General features: G+C 40.6%; 11 protein-coding genes. 6 read left to right on the forward strand and 5 right to left on the reverse strand.

The genetic code is table 11. From position 1 onward, the window contains the following. Positions 1-28: 28 nt before the first annotated feature. Together H5182_RS16680 and H5182_RS16685 are read right to left on the reverse strand one after the other, a co-directional pair. Entirely contained in the window at positions 29-1585 is a 1557-nt protein-coding gene (locus H5182_RS16680; protein ID WP_145240572.1) for a tryptophan halogenase family protein, read from the reverse strand. A gap of 78 nt (positions 1586-1663) precedes the next feature. Further along, positions 1664-4954 carry a TonB-dependent receptor gene (locus H5182_RS16685; protein ID WP_182758048.1) on the reverse strand — a complete coding sequence of 1097 codons (3291 nt, stop codon included), beginning with the start codon at positions 4952-4954 and terminating at the stop codon, positions 1664-1666. A 516-nt stretch (positions 4955-5470) separates the two neighbouring features. On the opposite strand from H5182_RS16685, the gene H5182_RS16690 reads away from it, so the two are divergent. Genes H5182_RS16690 through H5182_RS16700 form a run of 3 tightly spaced genes read left to right on the forward strand, consistent with a single transcriptional unit; the run spans position 5471 to position 8615 of the window. Further along, complete coding sequence (locus tag H5182_RS16690; protein ID WP_145240567.1) at positions 5471-6043, forward strand: RNA polymerase sigma factor; 573 nt, start codon at positions 5471-5473, stop codon at positions 6041-6043. Then, complete coding sequence (locus H5182_RS16695) at positions 6036-7145, forward strand: FecR family protein (RefSeq protein WP_145240565.1); 1110 nt, start codon at positions 6036-6038, stop codon at positions 7143-7145. The genes H5182_RS16690 and H5182_RS16695 overlap by 8 nt, the downstream gene beginning before the upstream one ends. A 30-nt stretch (positions 7146-7175) precedes the next feature. Continuing rightward, on the forward strand, positions 7176-8615 hold the full coding sequence (locus H5182_RS16700) for a sugar porter family MFS transporter (RefSeq protein WP_220493069.1): 1440 nt from the start codon (positions 7176-7178) through the stop codon (positions 8613-8615). A 45-nt stretch (positions 8616-8660) separates the two neighbouring features. Here H5182_RS16700 and H5182_RS16705 read toward each other — a convergent pair whose 3' ends face one another. The 3 genes from H5182_RS16705 to H5182_RS16715 form a co-directional block, all read right to left on the reverse strand. Beyond that, entirely contained in the window at positions 8661-9137 is a 477-nt protein-coding gene (locus H5182_RS16705; RefSeq protein ID WP_149980730.1) for an FKBP-type peptidyl-prolyl cis-trans isomerase, read from the reverse strand. Positions 9138-9139: 2 nt separating this feature from the next. Next, positions 9140-11548 carry a Lon protease family protein gene (locus tag H5182_RS16710; protein WP_145240561.1) on the reverse strand — a complete coding sequence of 803 codons (2409 nt, stop codon included), beginning with the start codon at positions 11546-11548 and terminating at the stop codon, positions 9140-9142. Between the two features lie 81 nt (positions 11549-11629). After that, positions 11630-12088 (reverse strand): zinc ribbon-containing protein, encoded by a 459-nt coding sequence (locus tag H5182_RS16715; RefSeq protein ID WP_145240558.1) that lies wholly within the window; start codon positions 12086-12088, stop codon positions 11630-11632. A 175-nt stretch (positions 12089-12263) separates the two neighbouring features. On the opposite strand from H5182_RS16715, the gene leuS reads away from it, so the two are divergent. Genes leuS through holA form a run of 3 tightly spaced genes read left to right on the forward strand, consistent with a single transcriptional unit; the run spans position 12264 to position 16386 of the window. Next, entirely contained in the window at positions 12264-14852 is a 2589-nt protein-coding gene (gene leuS, locus H5182_RS16720) for a leucine--tRNA ligase (protein WP_182760351.1), read from the forward strand. A gap of 2 nt (positions 14853-14854) precedes the next feature. After that, the gene (gene lptE, locus H5182_RS16725; protein WP_145240554.1) at positions 14855-15349 is read left to right on the forward strand and encodes an LPS assembly lipoprotein LptE; all 495 of its coding nucleotides are present in this window, start codon (positions 14855-14857) and stop codon (positions 15347-15349) included. Continuing rightward, complete coding sequence (gene holA / locus H5182_RS16730; protein ID WP_145240552.1) at positions 15349-16386, forward strand: DNA polymerase III subunit delta; 1038 nt, start codon at positions 15349-15351, stop codon at positions 16384-16386. The genes lptE and holA overlap by 1 nt, the downstream gene beginning before the upstream one ends. The last annotated feature ends 13 nt before the right edge of the window (positions 16387-16399 follow it).

Genomic DNA, 16399 nt, shown 5'->3' on the forward strand with positions numbered 1-16399 from the left:
TCTTTATTCTTTATATTTCACAGCACAATTAAATTGCACTAAGCCCATGCAGCTTAATTTTATCAAGTAACTCTCTGTTACTAGGTAATGTTGAAACTGCTTGCTGAATCATATGTTTATTTTTAGCAAATTGACTCTGTGCAAATGTTTTATCATTTAATAAGTGAGGTGAGTTGCTGTAATCACTTTTAAAGCCCATTCCATACAAGACATACTGATAGCTTGCAGCAGGAAACACTTCATTATTACTCGCAAAATCATAATCAGCAGGAGCGCGATATTGCCAAAGTTGCATTAAATCTTGCAAGCTTTGTGGGATCGTTTGTGGATCGCGATTATCTATCCAAAACGCATTATCGGTGCGCTTACTCAAAATATAGTGCAGCTTTAAAAAGTCGATTATTTTCCCCCAGCGGTAGAGAAATGTATCGTTAAAGCGTTTCGCTGTAATATCCATTACCTCGCGAGTCGGTGGCAATTGCTCGCTAATCATTTGCGCTGACATCTCAACTAACACAAGAGCAGACGCTTCAAGTGGCTCTAAAAAGCCAGCAGACAATCCAACAGCAACACAATTATTTTGCCAAAAGTGACTGCGATGGCCACTTTCTATCGGAATTTTTCTGATTGTCAGTGAATCAATCTTATCGCCTATATAGTCGGCAAGTCTTGCCCTTGCTTGCGATTCAGTACTGTGTTTGCTCGAATACACATAACCAACACCACGGCGATGTTGTAAACCTATGTCCCAGATCCAACCTGCTTCTTGCGCCGTCGAGATGGTATGTGAAGCGATTGGGCTACTGTCATTTTCATAGGGTACCTGTACTGCTAAAGCCGTATCTATGAATAAAACATCACGATAGGATTTGAACGGCACTTGATAATGACCTCCGAGCAATAACGATGAAAAACCACTGCAATCAACAAATAAATCGCCACTTATATTTCCGGCCTGCTTTGTTGTTAAACTACCTATATCACCATTTTCGATGCTGTTAACTTTAGTAACATCAGCTAAAATATGGGTTACACCTAAATTTTCGATGCAGTGTTTTTGTAAAAACACTGCAAATTTAGCTGAATCTAGATGATAAGCGTAATTGGCGACAGCGCCATATTCAGGCGTTCTGATCGTCTTTGGCGCAAGACCTTGCTCGCAAAGTGCTTCTTGAAAACATACCGCATTAGAAAACGATGATGATTGCTCGCCATCGTTTAACCAATATCCTGCCATATCTGTTTTAGTGAATCCTTGCGGTAAAACCAATGGGTGATAATAATAATCATCTTCGCCACCATCCACCCATTGTGCAAACTTAGCACCTTGTTTAAAACTAGCGTCACACTCACGGATAAAGTCGGTTTCACTAATACCCAAAGCGATTAAAGTGCTGCGCATTGTTGGCCAAGTACCTTCACCAACGCCAATAATTGGTACGTTTGGCGATTCGACTAACGTGACCTTGACGCCAACGTCCGTATTACTCTTATGCTCTGCAGCCAATCGCCCCGCAGTTAACCAACCCGCAATACCACCACCCACGACAATCACTGTGTTTATGCTTTTTTCTTGTTGTTTCATTTTAATACTCGCGTGGATTACAATTAAAAGTGACTTTTAATCAATACATAAAAGTCACTTTATTTACCCGATTAATGCCTAGAAATTACCGCGAATACCGAACATGAAACGTCGACCGCTGTCTTCAATTTGTAGCATTTGATTAGCAAAACGACCTCGTTTGTGAACATACTCTTGAGTTAGATTAATGCCTTCAATAAAGACTGTGACGTGTTCTGTTAAATCATAACTAATGTTCGCATCAAGCTGTGCATAGTCTTCTACAATAGTTACACCATCACCATTAAGTTGACTTAACGATTGCACAAAGCTGTCTCGCCAGTTGTAAGCTAAGCGAGCTTGAAAAGAATCATTTTCATAAAAACCTACCACATTATATGAATCACTTAAGCCTGTAAGAGCAAACACTTGAGTAATATCTGCAGCATCTAACTCTTTGTTACTATCTACAATAGTGGCATTAACCATAAAACCAAAGCCACTGTCGAAAGTATGCTGTAGAGCAACCTCCCACCCATCAACAATTGCTGATTCACTGTTATTTGGTATGGTATTGGTAAACACCGCCGTGGTGTCTGCTGGATCTGGACTATCAACATCATTACCTGTGGAAGGATCAGTAAGTAGACCGCCACCGGGCAGTTCAAAGGTTAAGTCTTCAGTGGTATTGATAATAAAATTAGCAACATTTTTTCTAAAATAACCTGCCGATACATAACTTGCATTGCCGTAGTACCATTCAAGAGATAGATCTAAGTTATCAGAAGTAAAAGGAGCTAACGCTGGATTACCAGAGCTGGATGTTAAATTGCCACCTTGCCGCGTTGTTTCTATCACTGTTACCGGTGACATACTATCGAGCGTCGGTCGAGTGATTGTTTGTGATACCGCAGCACGGGCAATTAAGTCATCATTGATTTCGAGCTTAAGACTAAAATTAGGTAAAATGGCTTCATAGTCAGAATTAGCTGAAATAGATTGAACATTGCCATAATTAGCTAACATTTCTGTTTTATCTAAAATTGACAATGAGTTAACTGGTTCATCGCTTCCGTTCACTTCAACATCAGTCGTTTCATACCTAAACCCAGCTGAGGCAAACAAGGGCATACCCGCAAGCTCTGATTCAAAATCAAATTCGCTATATAAAGCAATTGTGTCTTCTGTTATTTCAAATGACTTATTACGCTTTACTGCATCAAAGCTAATTGGCTGCCCATTTGCAGCGGCATATTGCTCAAGATAAGCAAAGTTTGCTTCACCATCATGTGCAAGCCAAGATGTTGGCATACGACCACTGCCACTGACGTTATCTAAAAAGTCATCGCCGGCATCAAATACAAACTGTGCGAGTCCGTCCATACTAGGCATATCTGGGTAACCACAGAAAGTACAATGTATACCTACACCTTCATTATCCCAACGTTCAAGACTTTTAGTTTCGGATGAATACATTGCGCCAAATTTTACGGCTACAAGACCCGTATAACCATCGTTGTACCATGTACTATCCCAACGAAATTGATCAACGGTATCTTCGACCGCCCAGCCACGACGCAACATAACATGAGCTCGGCTATTTGCCGGATCTAAATGATTTGAGACCCCATCAGGGCTAATTGCCGGGTTATATGCGCTGCCATCTAGCTCCTGTTGACCACTGTAAATACTGTCATCAGCCGATGCAAACTCACTCGCATAAGGTAAGATCCCTTGATCAACTTGAAAGCGCACACGGTTTGCATAACCAATCAAAGATAACTGATCACCTCGGCCATTATTTGCTTCACGCTCAGCCTTTGAATGGCTTAAATCAAAATTCATTTTTAAATTATCGTTTACGTGCCATTGTAAATTAAGCCCAAGCGCACTGGAGTTTGTTAAACGATCGAATTTTTTAGCGTGCATATCCGTTGCAAGCCCGACTTCTTGATAAAGATCAATCACCGTGCCATTTTCGTCAACAGTTGGTCCATCAGCATTACCAAACCCTTCTAAATTGGGTGCAGTAAACCAGTGTCCATAAGACGTTGTATCGGCTTCAACATCAAAATCAGAATACAGTGCATCGCCAGTAATCACTACATCATCAGACGGGGCATATTGAATAACTAAATTAGCATTGGTGCGAGTGCGCGTCTCTGTGGTTACTTTATGATCATAATTACGGGGAGAAAAAATATTGCCAGTATAAGCTTGTCCGCTTTGTGTTTGCGGCTTAGGCACGCCAACATTTTCTAACCAGCCATCTACTTGTGCTTGATTTAACCGGGTTCTACGTTCTTGACGTGAAACAGCGAATAACAAACCTAGGGTATCGTCATTAAATGTATTACTAATTAATCCTGATACCTCTGGCGTTGTTTCTTCACTATTGTCGTCATAAATACCTTTTATGCTGCCGGCTACTTTAAAGCCATTAATAGCAAATGGACGAGCGGTATTTACATTGATTGTTGAGCCTATACCGCCTGACTGCTTTGTTGCGGTTGATGTTTTAAATACATCTAAACTCTTTACCAGCTCCGACGCGATAGTATCAAAACTAAATGCTCGGCTTTGGTTTTCAGATGCCATTTGGCGGCCATTGACTAACACGGTATTAAATTGCGGGCCGAATCCCCGTACCGTGATTAATTGCCCTTCCCCGCCGGAACGGTCAATCGAAACACCGGTGATACGTTGCAATGACTCAGCTAAGTTAGTATCTGGGAATTTACCAATATCTTCTGCTGAAATAGAATCGACGACTCCACCCGCTTCACGTTTAGCATCCATTGCGCGTCCAAGTGATCCTCTTATTCCTCTTACTTCAATTATTTCAGGTCCTTGTTCTGCGGTATCGGCTACTGCAGGTAGTGTAACGCTACTAAGCACTGCGAGTACGGCACTCGCCACCCCGTTTTTTTTATAATTAGTCATGTTGTCATTTCTCTCGAAGCGTGGATCTATCGAAATAGATATTTGCCCATCTTCGCTGACATGTGATTGCAAGCCTGTCCCTGCAAGTAAACTATTTAATGCAGTTATTATTGAATACTCACCAGTAATATTATTAGTCTGCAACTGTTGGATTTTATCCAACGGAAACAACAAGGTAATATCAGCTTGCTCTGCAAAATTAATCAGCGATAGATCAGCCCTTTGTCTTGGAATATCAAACATAATCTTGCCATTTTTGGTATTTGCTTGAGCCTCTGTATTAAACAAAGTAAAAACCAAAACCAGTACACAAAAATGAAGCTGAGATGTTTGATATTTCATGTGCATGGTTTTTCGCCATACACAAAACAAAGACGAGTGAGTTTTTATTTTCCCCCATAAATATTTTCGATTATTTACAAATAATATATATTTTTGACTAGTCATACTGAAAATTGCTAAGCCTTTTTGTTTTTATTATTACTAAAATACAACGGCGAAATATTCAATTTTGAATAATGTTTCGCTTGCAAAGTAATTGCTGTTTTTATCCGCTAAACCCATTTCTAAAATTGCTGCATATCGTCAATTAGAACAAGTAATTAAAAAGTTTAAATCGTATTTAAAGTATCTATTTGGGTGTAAATATCTAAGTACTTAGTGATGTAAATTAAGATAATTTGTACGCTGTTTTTTTAACAACCAAAGAAGCACCATACGATGCTAAGTAGCTTAGCGCCTAGACCCGAACTCTTGATTGCTAAAAACTGTAGTACAATTAACACTGTAATTACAAGCTTTAAGCAAAACGAGAAATGGACCGGTAAAGGGCAATGGGTAACGTTATATTAAAAAAATGCGATTAAATGGTTTTTGCCTAGTGGATTTTTTTATCTCAATCGTCTTACTAAGTATTGGCATAAAAATAATAACAGCAGAGCTAAATCCGATGAGAAAACGTTAATGACGAAAGACACACTACTTCACAAGGCTTATTTAGTCTCAAGAAAAAGCATTTCGCGAGTTGTGGCTAAAATTGTGCCACCTCATGAAATTGAAGATATTGTGCAAGAAACGTATGTGCGTATATGCAAAATTGAAAACAGCGACAATATTAACTCTCCCAAGTCATTTATCTATAAAACTGCGCGTAATTTAGCATTAGATTATCAAAAACAGGCCAATATACGCTTGGTCGACGGTATTGATAATATGGAAGCGCTTGAGCAACTTCTGTGTGAACAATACAAAGATGAGATGTATGAGAGCACACTTACCGATAATGAATTTTCGAATTTTTGTGAAGCAGTAAGATTGCTTCCGATACAGTGTCGAAAAGTATTTGTATTAAAAAAAGTGTATGGCTATTCGCAGCGTGAAATAGCTGCACAATTGGAGCTTAGTGAAAGTACCGTGGAAAAGCATATTGCAACAGGCATGAAAAGATGTACGCTGTTTATGCGTCAATCAAATAAAAGCACCTATAATGAGCCAGCCCCTTCAGCAAACCTCAGTGCAGGAGGCAAATATGAGTAACATTCATCAGATCCATCAATCTTCCCAAGATAGTAATCAAGTTGAAGATGAACGCTTAGATCAAGCGAGTGAGTGGCTAGCCAAACTTGACCGAAACCTTAGCAGCGATGAAAAAGAAGCACTTAAAGCTTGGCTTGGAGATTCTTACAAAAATGTTGAGGTTCTGCTAGAAGTTGCACAATTGTGGGATAAAATGAGTGAGTTAAGTCGTTTATCAGACTTATTTCCACAAGCATCAAAACAACAACAAAAACTCCCTGTGTGGTTAGGCGCAATAGCAGCATCCATTTTATTGGCTGTTGCGCTTAGCTTTTTTCAAGAAACATTTAATTTTTCGCTGTTTAACCAAGCGAATAAATCTGCGGTAGTAGCAAAACAATTAAACTTTCAAACTGCGATTGGAGAAAGTAAAGATATTATTTTGCCTGACCAAAGTAAAATAACACTCAATACAAATAGTTTTGTCCATATTAAATACACTCCATCAGCCCGAGTAATCAATCTTCTTCGTGGTGAGATCCATATTGATGTCGCACATGATACCTCACGGCCTTTGAGTGTCGTCACTGGTAATAAAATAATCCAAGCCGTTGGAACTGCGTTTAATGTAGAGGTAAACAATAAACAAATAGAACTTATTGTTACCGATGGAAAAGTATTAGTTGCTCAGCAGTATACAACCGCTGTACCTAACCTCTCAAATAATGGCACTTCTAGAGTTGCAAAAGATGTATCGCTGCATTCCACGCCGGTATCAAAGGGTGAGAAACTCAATTTAGACTTTAAGGGTGAAATTACCAAAAAAGTTGAAAAAATTGACGCGATTGATGTGGCAGCAAACTTATCTTGGCGTCAAGGGAGTATCATTTTCAGAGGCGAATCACTTAGCGACGCAATGACCGAAATTAGCCGCTATACCAATATTAACTTTGAGCTTGCTGATGACGAACGTTTGAAGCAAGTACACGTTGCAGGCATGTTCAAAACTGGCGACGTTAAAGGTCTACTCGAAGTGCTTAATAATAACTTTAATATTAGTTATGAAAGAGTCAGCCCCGATAAAATCATGTTAAAATATGCGTCGCCTCACACTACTATATAATTCGTTACAACAATAACCAGGTATATCACCATGACAACACCTTTATCGTCGGGCAAGATTAATAGCCCGAATCACTCTTTATCAACAAACACCCATTCTCTACTTTACGTTATATTTATATCTGGCGTTGCAGCAATTGGTGGCTTTTTATTTGGCTTTGACTCCGGGGTTATCAACGGAACTGTGTCGGCGCTTGGCAAAACATTTAACTCAAGCAGCGTCGCAACAGGGTTTAATGTTGCGTCGGTTTTACTGGGTTGTGCTCTTGGTGCGCTGATTGCGGGCCCGCTTGCTGATAAATTTGGCCGCCGCTCAATTATGATCATCACTGCAGTAATATTTGCCATTAGCGCGTTTGGTTCAGGCATTGCAGACAGCTCCGCTGAATTTATTTTTTATCGTCTATTTGGTGGTCTCGGTATTGGCGCTGCATCTGTATTGGCACCCGCTTACATTGCTGAAGTCGCACCTGCGGCTTTGCGTGGACGATTAGCAACACTGCAACAATTAGCGATTGTACTTGGCTTATTTGCTGCTTTTTTAAGTAATTACCTGATCGCTTCGGCGGCAAACGGCGCTGAAGGTATTTTTATTCTTGAGCTGGCGGCTTGGCGCTGGATGTTTTGGGCAGAACTTGTACCTGCAGGATTATTTCTGTTGGGAGTATTATTTATACCAGAGTCGCCGCGTTATTTAGTTGCCCAAGGCCAATTAGAAAAAGCCAAAGCTGTATTTAAAAAAATATCTAATGATGATGCCCAATCACAAATAAACGATGTTAAGCAGTCACTTCATGGCGATAAAAAACCAAGTATTCGTGACTTATTTATTGACGGTAAAAAGAAAATACACCCAATTGTATGGGTTGGTATCGCTTTGTCTGTTTTTCAGCAATTTGTAGGCATTAATGTGGTCTTTTATTACGGCTCTGAGCTTTGGCAAGCAGCGGGTTTTGATGAATCACAATCTTTATTCATCAATGTATTAGCGGGTACTACCAATATTTTATCTACTTTTATAGCAATTGCGCTTATCGATAAAGTAGGCAGAAAACCATTATTACTAGTAGGTAGTATTGGTATGTTTATTAGTTTAAGTGCATTAACTTATACCTTTGGTAGCGCAGGCCTCGATGCGGCAGGTAAACTTGCATTAACTGACAGTATGGGCACGTTTGCACTTATCATGGCTAATCTCTTTGTGGTATTTTTTGGCTTAAGCTGGGGACCTGTTGTATGGGTACTATTAGGCGAAATGTTCAATAATCGTATTCGAGGGGCTGCTTTAGCTGTTGCAGCAAGTGCGCAATGGCTTGCCAACTTTACAATTACCATGACCTTCCCGATTATGCTCGGTAGTATTGGTTTAGCTGGTGCCTATGGGTTTTATGCTATTTCGGCCTTTATTAGCGTATTTTTTATTGTTAAATATATAAAAGAAACACGTGGTATCAAGCTAGAAGCCATGTAAAAGTTGTTTAAAATGGCGAATGTATTTATTTCGCCATTTTTTCAACTAAGACTCTACTTTAAGTAATTCAACTTCAAATATAAGTAAAGAGGCTGGAGGAATACTGCCAACACGTTTTTCACCGTAAGCTAATTGATGAGGGATATAAAAGGTGTATTTATCGCCTTCACTCATCAGTTGCAAGCCTTCAGTCCAGCCTTTTATTACCTGATTTAAACCAAAACTGATTGGGCTATTACGCTCAACAGAACTGTCAAATACACTGCCATCTAGCAAAGTACCGTGATAATGCACATTCACCATGCTAGTTGGGCTTGGTCTTGCCTCACTACCACTGCTGCTAACAACTTTATATTGCAGACCAGATGCGGTCTCAATAACCCCTTCAACCTTGCTGTTTGCCACTAAAAAGTCGGCTTCGATTTGCGCATTAGCGACCGCTTGTTGCTTTACTTTTTTGCTATTTTGAAAAATCAAAAAGCATAAAATGGCGATGATAATCGCCAAAATAATGTTGATCATGATTATTCTTTCTCGTGTTCTTTTTCGTCGTTATCGCCATTAACGATATCTGCAATTTCACTTAAACGGGCTAAGGCAATGCCGTTAACTGAGTTTTCAGGATATTGCCCGTCGCTCAACTCGCCTGCTGCAATATCCATCAGTAAATTAAGCGCTTGGTCAACCGTTTCAACTGCATAAATATGAAACTTGCCAAGCTCTACTGCATTGAGGATCTCGTCATCAAGCACTAAGTTTACTTGATTTGATTTAGGAATAATTACTCCTTGCGCAGACGTTAAACCACGCATTTTGCAAAGCTTAAAAAACCCTTCAATTTTTTCGTTTACACCGCCAATGGCTTGCACGTCACCGTGCTGGTTAATTGAACCAGTCAGTGCAATTGACTGGCTAATAGGTAAGCTAGTAATTGCAGAAATAAGCGCACACAACTCAGCTAATGACGCACTGTCGCCATCAATGTAGCCATAACTTTGTTCAATGGCGATATTAGCACTGAGCGTTAAACTAAATTGCTGCGCATATTTATTACCTAAATAGCCAGTCAGTAGCATGACACCTTTGGAGTGAATGGCTTTACCCAGCTCAGCTTCGCGCTCAACGTCAATTACCCCATCCGCACCAGCGTAAACCGTGGCGGTGATCCGTGCCGGAGTACCAAAAGAAGTATCGCCAATGTGTAATACTGTTAAACCGTTTACTTTACCTACAGCATGACCGTCGGTGGCAATTAAGGTATGCCCTTCTTTGATATCGCTGAGCATATTTTCGCTAATTTGCCCAGTACGATATTGCTTGCCTTCAATCGCTTCATCAATATGATGGGCATCAATTAAAGTTAAGTTATCTTGCTTGGTATAAAAGCTGGCTTCTGCCACTAGCTCTAACACATCAGCAAAACGAGCTGAAAGCTTATTGTGATGTTCTGCTTGGCGGTAGCTAAATTTCAGTAATCGTGCCATCGCTGACTCAGTTAGACTACACTTTAGCGTCTGCTCACAGTACTCAATCACTTTAGTGATAAATTGATACTGTAATTTATCACTGCTTGGCAGGTAATAATCAAAATCGGCTAACACTCTAAACAGCTCAGCAAACTCTTCGTCATATTCACCGATGGTGTAATACAACTCACGCGAGCCGAGTAAAATAATTTTTACATCAAGCGGGATCAACTGTGGACGCAAGGTAAAGCTACTGCCAACAGCACTATCTTGATACGGTAAATCATTTTTGATTTGATGAGTTTTTAATGACAGCTTTAAACCATCCCACACTTGTGGATTAGCCATCACTTTTTCAGCGTCCATAATCAAATAACCACCGTTAGCGCGATGCAGTGCCCCCGGCTGAATCGATCGATAACTGGTGATCAATGAGCCTTGTGAAGTAGCATATTCAATTTTGCCAAAAATATTACCAAAGGTAGGATTTGGCTCATACACCACAGGGGCAGCATCACCTTCTTTAAATTCAACTAATATATTAGGTGCAAAAAAGTCGGTAAGCATCCCTTTACGGTCAAAATCTTCTTTGTTTTCGTCGCTAACATCTTCATCATCGAGCCACTCAAGTACCGCATCAATAATTTCCACGCGGATGTCTTTTAGATAGCGTAATACTCCAATGTGCGCAGCATATTTATGTTCAAGATCTTTTAGTAATGGCTTAGTAGCCAGCTCTGCGGTGGATTTTTTTAAATTACGGAGTTTTTCAGATGATTCACGTTTCCAACGAGGCAACTCAATCAGTGCCTCAATGAGTGCATCTTCGAGTTTTTCAATTACTTCATAAAATTGTTCACGCAATTCATCATCAAGCTCAGCAAATTCAGCATCGCTTAGTTGTTTGCCATCAATCAGCGGGGCAAATCCAACCACACTTTTTTCTTCAATTAAGGCAACACTTTGCTCAAGCGCGGCAATTTCCACAGCAGTAATTGCGCTATCGTAAGCGTCGTTAAATTCACGGTCGATTTTTTTCTTTTTACGCTGGTACGCTGGGTTATCAAACGCTGCAGGAAAGGTGTCGAGTACTTCATCAATAAATGAGTCAATATCATCAGCTAACTGTTTACTTTGACCTGCTTGTAAAAACATTGCGATAGGCTCGCGGTGGTCGTCATAATTATTAACGTATAACCACTCATTTGGTGTTGGCCGGCCTTTGCTGTGTGCTTGAAGTTTATCTTTGACTAAGGTAAACCGACCATGCGCGGCCTCCCCCATTACATACACATTGTAACCAGGTAATTCCATCCCTAACGAGAAATCAAGCGCACTTTGCGCCCGCTGTTGACCGATGAAAGTCAAGGTTTCAGGATATGGATTGTTCATGCACGTTTGTACATGATTAAGTGAAATTGTCGGCGCAAGGGCCGACACAGATAAAGGCAGCAGTTTCTTCGTCATTCTAACTTCTTTTTATACCAACATATTCGTTGATTTTGTAAGGTGGCATCAGTGCACTAAAAGGCACTGTTCACTAACTATTTAAGGTTGTAGTGCCTTGCGGCTAAAGTAGATACCATCACATTGCGAACACGCTGTAATTTGCGTAGCGTGGTAAATATCATAACTATATTGGCAATTCTTACATACTAATGTGCCCATGGCTATCCATTCGCCTTGGTGATATACCCCATTGTGCTTAAAATCTTGATTTAATGCTTGCCACTCAAGTTGAGTTTTGTCTTCGATATGTGAAAGTTCAAACCACAAAGACTCTTTAAGCTCTTGCCATGCAAGGGAACCATAGTGTTGATCGTGCTCTTGGATGTGTTCAATATCGCGCTTTAAATATTCACTGTATAAAGTTAATTTTTCTTGTCCTAAATCTTTTAGCGCTTGTTCAGATTCAATAAACTTATCCATCGCATCTTTTAGCTCATGATCTTTTACGTCTTTTAACCATGTGCTCAAATCTGTTAACCACGTCTTATAATCAGCCATTGTTTACTCCTTCAGAACTGTGTTTAGCGAACCTATACCTTACACAAGTATAGGTTAACCTGCCCTGAAAACTAATTTCATATAAAATCCACTGATTTGACGCTGTGATTAGTGCTTTTTTTGGGGTATCCTAACGGCAATTTTTTATTAGTTTGCAAGAAGTCTGGAACCGTAGATGCAAGAGCAATATAACCCGCAAGACATAGAGTCAAAAGTCCAAGCCTACTGGGAAGAAAACCAAGTATTTAAAGCCACTGAAGACGAGAGCAAAGAAAAGTATTATTGCCTTTCTATGTTCCCTTACCCAAGCGGCCGACTCCACATGGGTCATGTGCGTAACTACACGATTGGTGATGTTGTTTCTCGTTTCCAACGCTTGCAAGGCAAAAACGTAATGCAACCTATGGGTTGGGACGCGTTTGGTCTACCGGCTGAAAATGCGGCAATTAAAAATAAAACTGCGCCAGCAAAATGGACCTACGAGAACATCGATTACATGCGTACCCAACTTAAGCAATTAGGTTTTGGTTATGACTGGGATCGTGAGATCGCAACTTGCCATCCAGAATATTACAAATGGGAACAGTGGTTCTTCACTAAGCTTTACGAAAAAGGCCTAGTGTACAAAAAAATGTCAACGGTAAACTGGGATCCAGTAGACCAAACAGTACTTGCTAACGAGCAAGTTATTGATGGTCGCGGTTGGCGTTCAGGTGCTGTAGTTGAACAAAAAGAAATTCCACAGTGGTTTATTAAAATCACTGACTACGCGCAAGAGCTACTTGACGACTTAGACAAGTTAGAAGATTGGCCAGAGCAAGTTAAAACCATGCAGCGCAACTGGATTGGTCGCTCTGAAGGGGTAGATATTGAGTTTAAACGCACCGATAACAACGAAACATTCAGCGTTTATACCACTCGCCCTGATACCTTTATGGGTGTGACTTATGTTGCTGTTGCAGGCGGACACCCTATCGCACAAGAAGCAGCTAAAAATAGCGACGCTGTGGCACGCTTTGTTGATGAATGCAAAAACACCAAAGTAGCTGAAGCTGATATGGCGACGATGGAGAAAAAAGGCATCGCAACGGGCTTTTTTGCTACTCACCCACTTACCGGTGAGCAAGTACCAATTTGGGTTGCCAACTTTGTATTAATGCATTATGGCTCAGGTGCTGTAATGGCCGTACCCGCGCACGACCAACGGGACTTTGAATTTGCTACCGCTTACGGTTTAGACATCAAACAAGTCATTGCACCTGTCGCAGGTTCAGATCTTGAAGTAAACCTAAATGAAGCGGCATTCACTGAAAAAGGTGTGCTGGTAAATTCAGCTGAATTTGATGGCCTTGATTTTGATGGCGCATTTAAGGCTATTGCTGACAAACTTGAAGCTCTGGGTGTTGGTGAGCGTAAAGTAAACTTCCGTTTACGTGATTGGGGTGTTAGCCGTCAGCGTTATTGGGGTTCACCAATCCCAATGTTAAGCGATGAAAACGGTAACGAACTTGCTGCGACTGAAGATATGCTGCCGGTGCGCTTACCAGAAGACGTGGTAATGAACGGTGTAACATCGCCAATCAAAGCAGATCCACAATGGGCTAAAACCACAGTTAATGGCGCACCTGCGTTTCATGAAACTGACACTTTTGATACGTTTATGGAATCATCTTGGTACTACGCACGTTACTGTAGTCCACGCCATGACAAAGGTATGCTAGATCCAGCTGCGGCAAACTACTGGTTACCAGTAAACCAATACATTGGTGGTATTGAGCACGCTATTTTACATTTATTGTATTCGCGCTTTTTCCATAAATTATTACGTGATTTTGGCTTAGTTAATTCAGATGAGCCATTTGAGCGCTTACTATGCCAAGGTATGGTACTTGCCGAAACATTTTATCGTAAAGATGAAAAAGGTGGCGACATTTGGATTTCCCCTAGTGATGTAAATACTGAAACAGACGACAAAGGCCGCGTGACTAAAGCATGGCATAAAGTTGACGGCGAGCCAGTATTCTCATCAGGCATGAGCAAAATGTCTAAATCAAAAAATAACGGTATCGACCCGCAACAAGTTATCGCTCAATACGGCGCTGATACGGTACGTTTATTTATGATGTTTACCGCACCGCCAGAGCAAACGCTTGAATGGTCTGATTCAGGTGTTGAAGGGGCACATCGTTTCATTAAACGTGTATGGAAATATGCGGTTGATGTAAACACTGTTGGTTTCCAAGCATTAGACAAATCAGCATTAAATAACGAGCAAAAAGTGCTTCGTCGTGAGCTGCACAAAGCAATTGCAAAAGTGACTGATGATGTTGAACGTCGTCAAACATTCAACACTGCCATTGCGGCAATCATGGAAATCTCAAACAAATTGTTAAAAGCACCTTTAGCTGACAAACAAGATGTAGCGATTGCCAACGAAGCGCTTGAAGCGCTGCTAATTATGCTTGCACCAATTACGCCGCATTTGTCACATCAATTGTGGCAAGAATTGGGTAAAGAAGGCGATATTTTAGATGCGTCTTGGCCCGTAGTTGATGAGTCTGCCCTTGTTGAAGATGAAAAACTGATCATCGTGCAAGTTAACGGTAAACTACGCGCAAAATTAACGGTGCCAGCTGATGCTACTAAAGAGCAAGTAGAAGCACTAGCATTTGCTGAACCTAACGTATCTAAGTTCACTGATGGCGTAACAATCCGTAAGGTTATTTACGTACCAGGTAAACTACTTAACGTGGTTGCTAACTAATTATGGCTGCTATTCATGCCATTAAAAACGGACTAGCCTTAGCGCTAGTCTGTTTTTTGTTATCTAGCTGCGGCTTTCACCTTAAAAAAGCCTCAAGTCTGCCTGATGACTTGGCCACCTTAACTTTAAACGGTGATGATGAAAAATCAGCGTTATTTGCGATGCTTGGCAAAGAACTCACATTGAGCAAAGTTGAGTTACTCGACACGCCTAAGAAAAACGTCGCTCAGCTGTATTTATATAAAGATCGTCTTGAACGCCAAACCTTATCATTATTTAAAAATGGTCAGGTTGCCGAGTACGAGTTAGCTTATAGTGTTCGCTACTTACTCAAGCGCCCAGGCAAAGAAGCAATTGAACAACGTTTTGAGCTTTATCGTAATTATCAAGACGACCCAGATAACGCTTTAGCAAAAGCAAAAGAGTTAGAGTTGCTACTGAATGAAATTCGCATGCAAGCTAGTCGTCGTATTGTTAGAGAGCTGTCGCAACTATAATGCGCTGTTATGCGAATCAATTACCCAATGAATTAAAAAAAGGCTTACAGCCTTTTTATTTAGTATTTGGTGAAGAACCCTTTCAAGTAGCACAATGCGCTCAACAAATTCGTCAGATTGCGAAACAGCAAGGTTTTGATGAGGTTGTTAAATTTACCTTAATGCCCGGTTTTGATTGGCAAGAGCTAATAGCGCAATATCAAAGTATGTCGTTATTTAGTGCTCGTACTTTAATCGAGCTAGACCTTAATTTTCAAAAGCCAGGTATTGTTGGTAGCCAAACGTTTAAACAGCTCGTAGCACTAAACAACCCCGACACCGTACTTATTGTAAAAGGGGCCAAGGCCAGTCAAGATATTCAGCGCAGTGCTTGGTTTAAGTCGTTAGATAAACTGGGCGTATTTGTACCCTGCTACCCCCTGACCGGCAATCATTTAAGCCGTTGGCTTGATGAGCAGTGCCAGCGCTTAAAAATCAATATGCAAGCAGATGCCAAACGCACCCTAATTGATGCTACTGAAGGTAATTTGTTAGCGTGTTTTCAAGAGCTCGAAAAACTGTCGTTATTGCATGGCACTGCTATGATCGATCAACAGCAGGTTTTACAAGGCCTACTTAATCAAGCCAAGTTTGATATTTTTGATTTAAGTGATGCACTGCTACAAGGTAATAGTCGCCAAGCAATTAAAGTATTAAATAAACTCGCTGGCGATAACACTGAAGCTGTGAGTATCTTATGGACCATTACTAAAGAAGCAAATACCTTACTAAGCCTACAATTAGGCTTACAACAAGGTGAACAACTGGCAACGCTATTTAAACAAAAAGCCATCTGGAAAAATCAGCAAGGGCCGATTCAACAAGCACTTAATCGTTTGTCGATACATACTTTAGAGCAAATCACCCAGTTGCTCGCACAATTTGATGCCAGCTATAAACAAGGTAACTTAATCAAGCCTTATCAAGCTTTGGCACATATTTGTTTGGTGTTTTGTCAGCCATTGGTGATCCCACTGCCTGCGCACCCACTTAACTAATTATTAGGCGTTT

This window comes from Pseudoalteromonas sp. SG44-17, assembly GCF_014164235.1.
GTDB classification, from domain to species: Bacteria; Pseudomonadota; Gammaproteobacteria; order Enterobacterales; family Alteromonadaceae; genus Pseudoalteromonas; species Pseudoalteromonas rhizosphaerae.

What these genes read in the sequence shown, in the direction of transcription:
- H5182_RS16680 (WP_145240572.1), bottom strand. Translation starts at nt 1,585, where the DNA reads ATGAAACAACAAGAAAAAAGCATAAACACAGTGATTGTCGTGGGTGGT.
- H5182_RS16685 (WP_182758048.1), bottom strand. Translation starts at nt 4,954, where the DNA reads ATGACTAGTCAAAAATATATATTATTTGTAAATAATCGAAAATATTTA.
- H5182_RS16690 (WP_145240567.1), top strand. Translation starts at nt 5,471, where the DNA reads ATGACGAAAGACACACTACTTCACAAGGCTTATTTAGTCTCAAGAAAA.
- H5182_RS16695 (WP_145240565.1), top strand. Translation starts at nt 6,036, where the DNA reads ATGAGTAACATTCATCAGATCCATCAATCTTCCCAAGATAGTAATCAA.
- H5182_RS16700 (WP_220493069.1), top strand. Translation starts at nt 7,176, where the DNA reads ATGACAACACCTTTATCGTCGGGCAAGATTAATAGCCCGAATCACTCT.
- H5182_RS16705 (WP_149980730.1), bottom strand. Translation starts at nt 9,137, where the DNA reads ATGATCAACATTATTTTGGCGATTATCATCGCCATTTTATGCTTTTTG.
- H5182_RS16710 (WP_145240561.1), bottom strand. Translation starts at nt 11,548, where the DNA reads ATGACGAAGAAACTGCTGCCTTTATCTGTGTCGGCCCTTGCGCCGACA.
- H5182_RS16715 (WP_145240558.1), bottom strand. Translation starts at nt 12,088, where the DNA reads ATGGCTGATTATAAGACGTGGTTAACAGATTTGAGCACATGGTTAAAA.
- leuS (WP_182760351.1), top strand. Translation starts at nt 12,264, where the DNA reads ATGCAAGAGCAATATAACCCGCAAGACATAGAGTCAAAAGTCCAAGCC.
- lptE (WP_145240554.1), top strand. Translation starts at nt 14,855, where the DNA reads ATGGCTGCTATTCATGCCATTAAAAACGGACTAGCCTTAGCGCTAGTC.
- holA (WP_145240552.1), top strand. Translation starts at nt 15,349, where the DNA reads ATGCGCTGTTATGCGAATCAATTACCCAATGAATTAAAAAAAGGCTTA.